Below are 11,785 nucleotides of genomic sequence, written 5' to 3' on the forward strand. Positions count from 1 at the left end.
CGCTACCTCGCGGAATCGAGCTCGGCGAAGGCCGAGAGGATCTGCCCCTGAATGCCGAACATCTCGGCCTTCTCGTCGGGTTCGGCGTGGTCGAAGCCGAGCAGGTGCAGGATGCCGTGGCAGGTGAGCAGCAGCATCTCGTCGAGCGTCGAGTGGCCCGCTGTGACAGCCTGGGCGGCGGCGACCTGCGGGCAGACCACGATGTCACCGAGGAGACCGGCGGGCGTGGGCTCGTCTTCGGTGCCGGGCCGGAGTTCGTCCATCGGAAAGCTCAGCACGTCGGTGGGGCCGGGTTCGTCCATCCACTGCACGTGGAGCTGCTCCATCGCTGCCTCGTCGACGAGCACGATCGCGAGCTCGGCCTCGGGATGGACGTGCATCTGATCGAGCGCGAAGGTCGCGAGGCGAAGAATGGTCGCCTCGTCGCCCTCCAACCCGTCGATGCCGGATTCGTTGTTGATCTCGATGCTCACTGGGCTTCTTTCGCGTGGAGTCGGGCGAGCTTCTCAGCGTCGAACTTCGTGTAGGCGTCGACGATTTTGGCGACGAGGGTGTGGCGCACCACGTCGTCGCTGGTGAGCCGAGCGAAGTGGATGTCGTCGATCTCGCCGAGCACCCGCGTGACGAGCTGCAGCCCGCTGGAGCCGGTCGGGAGGTCGACCTGGGTGATGTCGCCGGTGACCACCATCTTGGAGCCGAACCCAAGACGCGTGAGGAACATCTTCATCTGCTCGGGCGTGGTGTTCTGCGCCTCGTCGAGCACGACGAACGCGTCGTTGAGCGTGCGGCCGCGCATGTACGCGAGCGGAGCCACCTCGATGGTGCCCGCCGCCAGAAGCTTCGGCACGATCTCGGGATCCATCATCTCGCCGAGCGCGTCGTAGAGGGGGCGGAGGTAGGGATCGATCTTGTCGGTGAGGGTGCCCGGCAGGAAGCCGAGCCGCTCACCGGCCTCGACGGCGGGCCGCGTGAGGATGATGCGCGAGACTTCACGCCGCTGCAGCGCCTGGACGGCCTTGGCCATGGCGAGGTAGGTCTTGCCGGTGCCGGCCGGGCCGATGCCGAAGACGATCGTGTTGTCGTCGATGGCGTCGACGTAGTCTTTCTGGCCGAGCGTCTTCGCCCGGATGCTCTTGCCCTTGTTCGTCAGGATCGTGGTGCCGAACAGCTCAGCGGGGTGACCCTTGCCGCTGTCGAGGATCTCGCCCGTGGTCGCGACCTCGGCGGGGCCGAGCTCGTGCCCCGACCGCACCATCGTCACCAGTTCGTCGACGAGGCCGCGCGCACGGCGGACGTCGTCTGCGGGGCCCTCGAGCGAGACCTCGTTGCCCCGGACCAGCACTCGCACCGACGGATACCGCTGTTCGACGGTGCGCAGCAGGCGATCCTGCGGGCCGAGTAGCTGCACCATGGCCACGCCATCAATGGTGATGTCGTCGCGAACGGTGGAACCGGTGCCGCCGGCACCGGTAGGGCTTTCGGAGCTACTAGGCAAGTGAGCCTTCCTGGAGGGTGCCCGCCATGACGTGGGCGTGAACGTGGAAAACGGTCTGACCGGCTGCTTCGCCGGTATTGAAGATCAAGCGGAACTCACCCGGCGTGAATTCCCGGATGACGGCGGGATCTGCCGCCAACCGCGATGCGACATCGACGATCTCGGCGAGTAGCCCGGGATCGCCTGCGGCCAACTCGACCACATTCGCGTAGGCGGCGGTCTTCGGTACGACGAGGAGGTGCACGGGTGCTTTCGGCGCGATGTCTTCGAAGGCGATCACCGAATCGCTCTCGAAAACGATCGTCGCCGGTATCTCTCGACGCACGATTCGCTCGAAGATCGTCGGCTCGGCTGCGGAGGTGCTCATGCCCTCATCGTAACGAAGGCGACGGACACCGGACCGGGCGGAGAAAGCGGGTCGCAGGAGCCGCAGCGCACCGTCACCAGCGCCCGAGTCGCAGACTGAGCGCGGCCAGCGCGGCCGGGCCGGCTGTCGAGGTGCGGAGCACCGAGTCGCCGAGGCGCACAGCGATGGCTCCAGCCGCCTCGAGCGCCTCGATCTCGTGCGGCGTCACGCCGCCCTCCGGGCCGACGACGATGATGACGTCGCGAGTGTCGGCCTCGTCGCCCAGATCGACGGTCGAGAGCGCAACGGAAGCCGTGGGTTCGAGCACCAGCACTCGTGCCGTGGCCGCCCGGGCCACGAGCTGGGCCGTCGTCGCGACCTCGGACACCGTCGGCTGCCACGCGCGAATCGACTGCTTGGTCGCTTCGCGCACGATGGCGCGCCAGCGTGCCAGGCCCTTGGCCACCTTCGGCCCCTCCCAGCGCGAGATGCTGCGCCCCGCCGCCCAGGGCACGACCTCGTCGACCCCGAGTTCGGTGGCTGCCTGCACGGCCAGCTCATCGCGATCGCCTTTCGCAAGCGCTTGCGCGAGCACGACACGGCGAAGCGGACCAGGATCCGCCGCCACCGTCTCGACGCGAAGCACGAGTCGGTCTCCGCTCGCCTCCTGCACGGTTCCCCCGACGACGAGCCCTCGCCCGTTGCCGACTCGTAGCGCCTCGCCGACCCGAACCCGGCTCACCGTGACGGCATGCCGGGCTTCGGCGCCGGTCAGCACCACGTCGGAGCCGACCGAGGTCTCGGTCAGCTCGTCGGCGAGGTAGAAATGCGCCACGATCAGAAGTTCAGAAACCGGTCGCGGAGCTTGCCGAAGAGACCCTGCTGAAACTGCGAGAGCTGCGGCGAATCGTGCTTGCGGCCGGAGGCGAACTTCTCGACCAGCTCGCGCTCCTTGTGGCTGAGTTTGGTCGGGGTGACCACCTGGATGCCGATCTTGAGGTCGCCGCGCCCCGTGCCGCGAAGTCGCGTGACGCCGCGGTCTTTGATGGTGACGACGTCGGCGCTCTGCGTGCCCGGCTTGACCTCGACCGAGATGTCGCCGTCGAGGGCCTTGACCGTGGTCGTCGTACCGAGGATCGCGTCGGCCATCTGCACCTCGAGTGTTGCCAGGAGGTCGTCGCCGTTGCGGCTGTAGACGTCGTGGTGCTTCACCTTGACCTCGAGGTAGAGGTCGCCGTTCGGGCCGCCGGCGGGGCCGACCTCGCCCTGGCCGGGCATCTGCAGACGGATGCCGGTGTCGACGCCCGCGGGAACGTCTACGGGGATGGTGCGGCGGGCGCGGACGCGACCCTGGGCCTGGCAGGTCGGGCAGGGGTTCGGGATGACCGTGCCGTAGCCGCGGCAGGTGCCGCAGGGGCTCGAGGTCATCACGTTGCCGAGGAGCGAGCGCACCTGGCGGTTGATCGAGCCGGTGCCGTGGCAGATGTCGCAGGTCTGCGGGCTGGTACCCGGCGCGCAGCACGAGCCGTTGCAGGTCTCGCACAGCACGGCCGTGTCGACCTCGATGTCGCGCTGCACGCCGAAGATGATGTCTTCGAGGTCGACCTCGAGGCGCAGCAGGGCGTCTTGCCCACGCTCGCGGCGTGACCTGGGGCCCTGCCGCTGCTGGTTGCCACCGAAGAACGCGTCGAAGATGTCACCGAAACCGGCGCCGCCGCCGCCACCGCCCCCGAAGCCCGGCTGCGGGCCGAGGTCGTATCGCTCCCGCTGCTGCGGGTCGCTCAGGACGTCGTAGGCGTGCGTGACGTCTTTGAAGCGGTCCGATGCCTCGGGGCTCGGGTTGACGTCGGGGTGGAGCTCGCGTGCGAGCTTCCGGTACGCCTTCTTGATCTGTTCCGGGGTCGCGCTGCGCTCGACTCCGAGGACGTCATAGTGATCTGCCACTGGTCTCCGTCGTGCTTTCGTAAGGGGATTCGGTGAGTCTTGGGGAGGGATCCTGAAGCTCAGGATCCGACGGGAAAGGGTGCGAAATCGTCTCAGTCGTTGCCGAGAAGGCCACTCAGGTAGCGTGCCACCGCGCGGACGGCCGCCATGTTGCTCGAGTAGTCCATGCGGGTGGGGCCGAGGACGCCCAGCCGGGCCACCTCGCCACCCGACGCCGTGTAGCCGCTGGCGAGAACCGACGTCTGGCCGAGGCCGAACGAGTCGTTCTCACGGCCGATTCGCGCGATGACGTCGGCGTCGCCCGCCGGGCCGTCGCGCATCTCGCCGAAGAGTCGAAGCAGGGTGACCTGCTCTTCGATGGCTTCGAGGACGGGAAAGAGGTTGCCCGAGAAGTCGTCTTCGGTGAGCACGAGGTTCGCCGTGCCGGCCATGACCAGGCGTTCTTGCCGGCCTGCCGTCGCCTCGTCGACGAGGGCGGTGCAGACGGCTGCCACGAAGGCGGCGCGCTCGGGGCGGAACTCGGTCGGCAGCGCGGTCAGCACGGCGGCTGCCTCGGCGAGCGTCTTGCCGCCGACACGGGTGTTGAGCTTCGCGCGGAGCTCGCCGACGAAGGCCTCGTCGACCGCGATCGCCGTCTCGATGCTGCGTTGCTCGACGTGGCCGGAGTCGGTGATGAGCACCGTCATCAGGCGGGTCTCGCTGAGACGAACGAGCTCGACGTGACGAACCGTTGCTCGGGAGAACGTGGGGTATTGGACGAGCGCGACCTGGTTGGTGAGCTGCGACAGGAGCCGCACCGTGCGTGAGAGAACTTCGTCGAGATCGGACGAGTTGCCGAGGAACGTCTCGATCGCCGTGCGCTGGGCTGCGGTGAGCGGCCGCAGGTCGGCAAGTTGGTTGACGAAGAGGCGGTACCCCTTGTCGGTGGGCACTCGACCCGACGACGTGTGGGGCGCGGCGATCAGCTCTTCTTCTTCGAGCAGCGCCATGTCGTTGCGGATCGTGGCCGCGGAGACACCGAACTGGTGGCGCTCGACGATCGACTTCGAACCGACGGGCTCGCGCGACTCGACGTAGTCGTGGACGATGACGCGGAGAACCTCGAGACCTCGCTCGCTGACCACGGTCGCCTCCTTCCACGAATTCGGAACGTCGCACGGCTGGCACTCGCTCCGTGAGACTGCCAATGGTACTCCACGCCCCCGACAAGCCCTGGTCGTGGGGCGGGGCGTGCCGCTAGGCTCGCTGACCGACGACGATTGGCGAGACATGACCGGCACACCTCCCCCTCCGCCCCCGACCGACGGCCCGTACGGCGGAAACCAGCCTCCCTACGGCGGCAACCAGCCGCAGCAGCCGCTCCGGCCCGAAGACGAGAAGCTCTGGGCCACGCTGATTCACGTGGGCGGCATCTTCTACTTCCTGCCGTCGCTGATCGGCTACCTGCTGTTGCGCGACCGCGGGCCCTTCATCCGCGAGCACACTCGCGTCGCCCTCAACTTCCAGCTGACGATGCTGATCGCTAGCTTCATCGGCGGCCTTCTCTCGATCGTCGGCATCGGCCTGCTGATCGTGGGCGCCGTCTGGGTCGTCAACATCGTCTTCTCGATCATCGCCGCGCTGGCGGCCAATCGCGGCGAGTACTACCGCTACCCGCTGAGCATCGAGTTCATCAAGGCCTGAGGCGCCCTGCGAGTCTCCTCGCGGGCCGCCGCGCGACGGTAGAGCCCCGAGTGCCGCCAAATGCTGGCACGGGTCTTGCCGAGCGAGCATTTGGCGGCACTCGGCAGAAGCTGCTCGGCCTGCCGCTGGCCGGGCACTGGCTGAAACCCCGAATGCCGCCAAATGCCGGCACGGATCTTGCCGAGCGAGCATTGGGCGGCACTCGGCGAAACCGATCACCGAGCCAGGGCCGGGTGAGCAGCGGACGAGCTCAGTCGCCGAGCAGACGGCGCACGACGGCGTCGGCCAGCAGCCGACCGCGAAGCGTCAACCGGATCGTGCCCGCAAGCGCCCGCCTGCCATCGACCAACTCGTCGGCGATGAGCCCGGCCACGGCCTTTCTGCCGGTCTCGTCGAGCTCGGCGACGAGCAGGCCGTCTCGGATCCTCGTCTTCAAAAGGACGTTCTCGACCGCACGGGTCTCGGCGTCGAGGGTCTCTCGACCGGCCGCGGGCGAGACGCCCGAGAGCACGCGCTCGGCGTAGGCGGCGGGGTGCTTGACGTTCCACCAGCGGACTCCCCCGACGTGGCTGTGAGCGCCGGGGCCGACACCCCACCAGTCGTGGCCGCGCCAGTACGACAGGTTGTGCCGGCTCGAGTGCTCGTCGCCCCGCGCCCAGTTGCTGACCTCGTACCACTCGTAGCCCGCCGAGGCGAGGCGCGCGTCGGCCAACTCGTACATGTCGGCGGCCGTGTCGTCGTCGGGCTGAGCGACCTCGCCACGCCGGATCTGCCGGGCGAGCTTCGTCCCGTCTTCGACGATGAGCGAGTACGCCGACAGATGATCGGGCTCCTGGGCCAGGGCCTGGTCGAGCGAGCGCTCCCAGTCGCCGAGCGTCTCGCCGGGCGTGCCGTAGATGAGATCGAGGCTGACGTCGAGCCCCGCGTCTCGGGCCCATTCGACGACGAGCGGGATCCTTGCCGGGTCGTGCGTGCGCTCCAGAGTTGCCAGCACGCTCGGAACGGCCGACTGCATGCCGAAGCTGACGCGCGTGAACCCGCTGTCTTTGAGCGCCCGGAGGTACTCGGCGTCGACCGAATCGGGATTCGCCTCGGTGGTGACCTCTGCCCCGTCTTCGAGCGACCAGGTGTCGCGGACTGCATCGAGCATCGCCGAGAGATCGCTCGACGGCAGCATCGTCGGGGTGCCTCCGCCGAAGAAGACGGTCGACACGACTCGGTCGGGAAGACCGGCAGAGCGAAGGATCCGCCCGGCCCCCTCGATCTCACTCACCGCCTGCCCGGCGTAATCGCTCCTCTTCACCCCGCGGAGCTCGTCGCCCGTGTAGGTGTTGAAGTCGCAGTACCCGCACCGCACGCGGCAGAACGGCACGTGCAGGTAGACGCCGAAGTCGCGAGCGTCGGCCCCCTCGACGACGGATGCCGGAAGGGCGCCGTCGGCGGGCGCGGGGTCGCCGAGAGGAAGAGTGCTGGGCACGCCTAGTCGCCGACCAGCACGCGGAGGTAGCGCTGGGTGAACTTGTTCTGCTGCGCGCGGAGGAACGGGGCGACGAGGCGCCACTTCCAGTTGGCGGGACGCGAGAACGCGCGAATCGTGAGCCAGACGGAGCCGTCGTCGGTCTGGTCGATGACCCACGACTCTTCGCCGCTCTCGGGGTGACCCTCGAGGGTGCCATAAGCGAAGCCCTTGCGGGTCGGCTCGTCGATCACGTAGACCACACGCACCGGCGCGCGATTGGTGCGGCCGTAAGCCTTGATCGAGAGGGTGGCAGTTGTTCCGGCAGTCAGGAACGGCTCCCCTTCGGGCGAGAAGTGCGACTCTCCGTCGGAGGGCGAGTAGTCGGCACCCTCGAGCGGGTTGCCCTCGTCGTCGAAGGTGACGGGCGTGTACGCGCCCTCCTCGACGGTCGGCACGGAATCGACGTGGACGTCGATGCCGCTGCGCTCCTGCACCTTCCAGGTCATGATGGCCGACCAGGCCGCTTCGAAGCGGGCGTCGCCGTGGCCGATGCGGGTGCGGTACTCGACGGGGCGGAAGCCCTTCGGCGGGTACTGCATCAGGTCGGGGGCCTGCGTTGCCCCGACCTGCCCGTAGGTGGTCTGGGTGTCGGTGTGGGTCGCGCGGCGCATCCGTCGAGTCTAACGCCGGGCCCTGGGGTGCTCGCGCGGGAGGCCGAGTGCCGCCTTTTGCCGGATTGCGCGCGTGTGCGTCGGCATTAGGCGGCACTCGGCGCCGCGCGCGACCGGACGACGCCGAGTGTGCGAAAACCGCCCCTCGCGAGAGTCGCGGGGGCGGTTTTCGTGCACTCGATGGGGCCGGGCCCCAGCGCTTGGGGTCAGCGCTTGCCGGTGACCGCCCGGACGATCCAGCCGATCACACCGATCGCGACCACGATGAGACCGATGATCAGCAGGAACTTGACGGCGGCGCCGATGAAGCTCAGTCCGAAGAGGACGATTCCGACGATGATGAGGATGATAAAAAGAGCAGGCATGCCCCCAAGCATGCCCGCTCTCGTCGTCGGCCGCGTGCTACTTCTTCTCTTTTTTCTCCACGTCGCCCGAAAGCGCGGCGATGAACGCCTCCTGAGGAACGTCGACGCGACCGATGGTCTTCATGCGCTTCTTGCCCTCTTTCTGCTTCTCGAGCAGCTTGCGCTTGCGGCTGATGTCGCCGCCGTAGCACTTGGCGAGAACGTCTTTGCGCATGGCGCGGATCGACTCGCGAGCGATGATGCGGGCGCCGATCGCGGCCTGGATCGGCACCTCGAACTGCTGGCGCGGGATGAGCTCGCGAAGGCGGCCCGTCATCAGCACGCCGTAGGCATACGCCTTGTCGCGGTGCACGATCGTCGAGAAGGCGTCGACCTGTTCTCCCTGGAGAAGGATGTCGACCTTGACGAGGTCGGCCTCCTGCTCGCCGCTCGGCTCGTAGTCGAGTGAGGCGTAGCCCTGGGTCTTGCTCTTCAGCGAGTCGAAGAAGTCGAAGACGATCTCGCCGAGCGGCATGTTGTAGCGCAGCTCGACCCGGTCTTCACCGAGGTACTCCATGCCGAGCAGGGTGCCGCGACGCGACTGGCAGAGCTCCATGATCACGCCGACGTAGTCTTTCGGTGCCAGGATCGCGGCCTTGACCATCGGCTCGGCGACCGACGAGATCTTGCCGTCGGGGAACTCCGACGGGTTGGTGACCGTGACCGTGTTTTTGTCTTCGGTGGTGACCTCGTAGACCACGCTCGGCGCGGTGGTGATGAGGTCGAGGTTGAACTCGCGCTCGAGGCGCTCCGTGATGATCTCGAGGTGCAGCAGGCCGAGGAACCCGCAGCGGAAGCCGAACCCGAGCGCGACAGACGTCTCGGGCTCGTAGACGAGGGCGGCGTCGGAGAGCTTGAGCTTGTCAAGCGCCTCTCGGAGCACCGGGTAGTCGCTGCCGTCGATCGGGTAGAGACCGGAGAACACCATCGGCAGGGGCTCGGTGTACCCGGCAAGGGCCTCGGTCGCGGGCTTTGCGGCGGTGGTGACCGTGTCGCCGACCTTCGACTGGCGCACGTCTTTCACGCCGGTGATCAGATAGCCGACCTCTCCCACGCTGAGGCCCTGCGACGAGATGGGCTCGGGTGACGAGACACCGATCTCGAGGATGTCGTGCACCGCGCGGGTCGACATCATCTGGATCTTCTCGCGCGGCGATAGGGTGCCGTCGATCATGCGCACGTAGGTGATGACGCCGCGGTAGCTGTCGTAGACCGAGTCGAAGATCATGGCGCGGGCCGGAGCGTCTTTGACGCCCTTCGGCGCGGGGATGCGGTTGACCACGACGTCGAGGAGCTCTTCGACTCCGACACCGGTCTTGCCGCTCACGCGCAGTACGTCTTTCGGGTCGCCGCCGATCAGCTGCGCCAACTCGGCCGCGTACTTGTCGGGGTCGGCGGCCGGCAGGTCGATCTTGTTGAGCACCGGGATGATCTCGAGGTCGTTCTCGAGCGCCAAGTAGAGGTTCGCCAGAGTCTGGGCTTCGATGCCCTGAGCCGCGTCGACGAGCAGGATCGCACCCTCGCAGGCGGCGAGCGACCGGGAGACCTCGTAGCTGAAGTCGACGTGCCCCGGAGTGTCGATCATGTTGAGCGCGTACGTCTTGCCGTCGAGTGCCCACGGCATGCGCACGGCCTGACTCTTGATCGTGATGCCGCGCTCTCGCTCGATGTCCATCCGGTCGAGGTATTGAGCGCGCATGGCGCGGTCTTCGACGACGCCCGTGATGCCGAGCATGCGGTCGGCGAGAGTCGACTTGCCATGGTCGATGTGCGCGATGATGCAGAAGTTGCGGATCGCGTCGGGCGCGGTCGACTTCGGCTCGAGGGCGGTGACGGCTTTGGGGCTCACGGAGACTCTCTGATTGCAGACGGGAGTGCGGTCCGTCGATTCTCCCACGGACCGGCGACGGTGCGGTTCGTCGGCGCCGGGTCGGATCCTTTGGTTCTGTTCTGTGGGGCCGAAGACGAGCGTCAGGGCGCGGGAAGCGCCGAGAGCCCGCGAGTGAGGGCGTCGGCAGGTGAGGCGAGGCTGATGCGGATCCAGCCCTCCCCCGTGCGGCCGAATGCGCTGCCCGGTGCGACGGCGACGCGGTGACTCAGAAGGAAGTCTTCGGCCCAGGTCGCGACGTCACCGCGCGAGGCGTGGGAGACGTCGATCCAGAGGTAGAAGGCGCCCTCCGGGTCGAGGTAGGCGATGCCGCGCTCGTCGAGAAGGCCGCGAGCGAGGTCGAGGTTCTCGCGGTAGTGCTCGCGAGCGTCGGCCACCGGCTGGTTGTCGCCGGTCACGGCGGCGAGGGCGGCGTACTGGTCGGGCTCGGCGACGCAGCTGATCTGGGCCTCCTGCACCGTGCGCATCGTGTCGGCGAGACCCTTCGGCGTGACGAGATACCCCACGCGCACGCCCGTCATCGCATACGTCTTACTGAGCGAGAACACGCTGAAGACACGATCGTCGTCGTCGAGGGCGGCAAGACTGACGTGCTTCGGCCCGTAGGTGAAGTACTCGTAGACCTCGTCGCTGATCACCCAGAGGTCGTGGCGTTTCGCAAAGTCAAGGATCCGTCGGAGCGTCGCTTCACCGAACACCACTCCGAGCGGATTCGACGGGGAATTGACGATGATCGCCCGCGTTCGGTCGGTCACGAGGTGCTCGAGCGCCTCCAGGTCGGGCTGGAACTCCGCCTCGGGAGCGAGCTGGTACGGCACGGCGCGGGCGTCGAGCATGTGGGCGTTCATGGTGAAGGTCGTGTAGCCGGGATCGGGGACGAGGATCTCGGATCCTGGGCTGAGGACGAGCCCCATCGCCTGGTGCAGCGCCTGCGTGGCACCCACCGTCACCCACACCTGCTCGACATCGGCCTGGATCTGGTTCTCGCGTGCGAGCTTCGCCACGAGGGCCTCGCGAAGGGGCGTGATGCCGCCGTTCGGCGTGTAGCCCGTGCGGTCTTCGGCCCAGGCGCGGCGGGCGGCGTCGATGATGTGGCGGGCCACCGGGACGTCGGGCTCTCCGACCACGAGCATCGTGACGTCGTCGAGCTTCATCGCGATCTCGAAGACGCGACGGATTCCGGAGCCCGGCACGGACTCGATGTGCGGAGCGAGGGAAGGCATGCTGGGACGCTACTACGCGGATGTTTCCTGCTTGCTTCGTGCGTCTTGGTGCCGAATCCGTCGGCAACACGCGCCTCTGCCCTGCATTGTGGGCAGAGGGACCCCCTGGTAGTGTTGATTTTTGGCTTCCGCTGCCGCTTCCCCGCTGCGCAGCGAATCGCAGCCACCGTTCATCTGGTCAGTGTCTTTCGACATCGTTCCGGGCGGACATCGCGCTACCGCGAGCAGAACTTCCCTCTAAAGGTCTGGTCGGCTGCGTACAACAACTACAACTCACTCAGACGAAGGGTCACCACCGTGGCAAACATCAAGTCGCAGATCAAGCGCATCGGCACCAACAAGAAGGCCCAGGAGCGCAACAAGGCCGTCAAGAGCGGCCTCAAGACCGCCCTCCGCTCCACGCACACCGCCATCGCCGCCGGCGACAAGGCTGCTGCGACCGCTGCTCTCGTCGTCGCGTCGAAGAAGCTCGACAAGGCCGTCAGCAAGGGTGTCATCCACCAGAACCAGGCCGCGAACCGCAAGTCGGCCATCGCCAAGCAGGTCAGCGCGCTCTAAGCCGCGTCTTTCGGGCGGCTCCCGCCCGGAGCCTCGCGCTCGTACGAAGGCCCCGCTCTCCAACTGGGAGGCGGGGCCTTCGTCGTGTGCGCCGTGGGCGGGTGCTCGTCGCGC

At 67.5% G+C, this 11,785-nt stretch carries 13 protein-coding genes; 2 read left to right on the forward strand and 11 right to left on the reverse strand.

From position 1 onward, the window contains the following. Positions 1-2 precede the first annotated feature (2 nt). The 6 genes from ybeY to hrcA all read right to left on the reverse strand — a co-directional run bounded on the left by ybeY (position 3) and on the right by hrcA (position 4,909). Positions 3-473, reverse strand: a complete 471-nt coding sequence (gene ybeY / locus ASF54_RS02335) for an rRNA maturation RNase YbeY (protein WP_055958340.1) — start codon at positions 471-473, stop codon at positions 3-5. After that, a complete protein-coding gene (locus ASF54_RS02340) occupies positions 470-1,495 on the reverse strand; it encodes a PhoH family protein (RefSeq protein ID WP_055958343.1) in 1,026 nt (341 codons plus the stop codon). The genes ybeY and ASF54_RS02340 overlap by 4 nt, the downstream gene beginning before the upstream one ends. After that, on the reverse strand, positions 1,488-1,862 hold the full coding sequence (locus ASF54_RS02345) for a histidine triad nucleotide-binding protein (RefSeq protein ID WP_055958345.1): 375 nt from the start codon (positions 1,860-1,862) through the stop codon (positions 1,488-1,490). Before ASF54_RS02345 ends, ASF54_RS02340 begins: the two co-directional genes overlap by 8 nt. Before the next feature lie 73 nt (positions 1,863-1,935). Then, positions 1,936-2,676, reverse strand: coding sequence for a 16S rRNA (uracil(1498)-N(3))-methyltransferase (locus ASF54_RS02350; RefSeq protein ID WP_055958347.1), 741 nt, complete (start codon positions 2,674-2,676; stop codon positions 1,936-1,938). A 2-nt stretch (positions 2,677-2,678) separates the two neighbouring features. Next, on the reverse strand, positions 2,679-3,785 hold the full coding sequence (gene dnaJ / locus ASF54_RS02355; RefSeq protein WP_055958350.1) for a molecular chaperone DnaJ: 1,107 nt from the start codon (positions 3,783-3,785) through the stop codon (positions 2,679-2,681). A 92-nt stretch (positions 3,786-3,877) separates the two neighbouring features. Continuing rightward, on the reverse strand, positions 3,878-4,909 hold the full coding sequence (hrcA, locus tag ASF54_RS02360) for a heat-inducible transcriptional repressor HrcA (protein WP_055958353.1): 1,032 nt from the start codon (positions 4,907-4,909) through the stop codon (positions 3,878-3,880). Positions 4,910-5,054: 145 nt separating this feature from the next. Here hrcA and ASF54_RS02365 point away from each other — a divergent pair, with 145 nt between their 5' ends. Next, positions 5,055-5,468 (forward strand): DUF4870 domain-containing protein, encoded by a 414-nt coding sequence (locus tag ASF54_RS02365; protein WP_055958355.1) that lies wholly within the window; start codon positions 5,055-5,057, stop codon positions 5,466-5,468. Between the two features lie 250 nt (positions 5,469-5,718). Here ASF54_RS02365 and hemW read toward each other — a convergent pair whose 3' ends face one another. From hemW to ASF54_RS02385, 5 genes are all read right to left on the reverse strand, one after another. Further along, positions 5,719-6,945, reverse strand: a complete 1,227-nt coding sequence (gene hemW, locus ASF54_RS02370) for a radical SAM family heme chaperone HemW (RefSeq protein WP_055958358.1) — start codon at positions 6,943-6,945, stop codon at positions 5,719-5,721. A 2-nt stretch (positions 6,946-6,947) separates the two neighbouring features. Then, positions 6,948-7,598 carry a DUF1990 family protein gene (locus ASF54_RS02375; protein ID WP_055958361.1) on the reverse strand — a complete coding sequence of 217 codons (651 nt, stop codon included), beginning with the start codon at positions 7,596-7,598 and terminating at the stop codon, positions 6,948-6,950. A 206-nt stretch (positions 7,599-7,804) separates the two neighbouring features. Beyond that, on the reverse strand, positions 7,805-7,963 hold the full coding sequence (locus tag ASF54_RS16725; protein WP_199726216.1) for a hypothetical protein: 159 nt from the start codon (positions 7,961-7,963) through the stop codon (positions 7,805-7,807). A gap of 37 nt (positions 7,964-8,000) precedes the next feature. Continuing rightward, positions 8,001-9,851, reverse strand: a complete 1,851-nt coding sequence (lepA, locus tag ASF54_RS02380; protein WP_055958365.1) for a translation elongation factor 4 — start codon at positions 9,849-9,851, stop codon at positions 8,001-8,003. A gap of 122 nt (positions 9,852-9,973) precedes the next feature. Then, positions 9,974-11,113 (reverse strand): pyridoxal phosphate-dependent aminotransferase, encoded by a 1,140-nt coding sequence (locus ASF54_RS02385; protein WP_055958368.1) that lies wholly within the window; start codon positions 11,111-11,113, stop codon positions 9,974-9,976. A gap of 297 nt (positions 11,114-11,410) precedes the next feature. Here ASF54_RS02385 and rpsT point away from each other — a divergent pair, with 297 nt between their 5' ends. Next, entirely contained in the window at positions 11,411-11,671 is a 261-nt protein-coding gene (gene rpsT / locus ASF54_RS02390) for a 30S ribosomal protein S20 (protein ID WP_055958372.1), read from the forward strand. Positions 11,672-11,785: the final 114 nt, after the last annotated feature.

It is taken from the genome of Frondihabitans sp. Leaf304, from assembly GCF_001423105.1.
In the GTDB taxonomy this organism is placed as follows: Bacteria; Actinomycetota; Actinomycetes; order Actinomycetales; family Microbacteriaceae; genus Frondihabitans.

What these genes read in the sequence shown, in the direction of transcription:
- ASF54_RS02345 (WP_055958345.1), bottom strand. Translation starts at nt 1,862, where the DNA reads ATGAGCACCTCCGCAGCCGAGCCGACGATCTTCGAGCGAATCGTGCGT.
- ASF54_RS02365 (WP_055958355.1), top strand. Translation starts at nt 5,055, where the DNA reads ATGACCGGCACACCTCCCCCTCCGCCCCCGACCGACGGCCCGTACGGC.
- ASF54_RS02375 (WP_055958361.1), bottom strand. Translation starts at nt 7,598, where the DNA reads ATGCGCCGCGCGACCCACACCGACACCCAGACCACCTACGGGCAGGTC.
- ASF54_RS16725 (WP_199726216.1), bottom strand. Translation starts at nt 7,963, where the DNA reads ATGCCTGCTCTTTTTATCATCCTCATCATCGTCGGAATCGTCCTCTTC.
- ASF54_RS02385 (WP_055958368.1), bottom strand. Translation starts at nt 11,113, where the DNA reads ATGCCTTCCCTCGCTCCGCACATCGAGTCCGTGCCGGGCTCCGGAATC.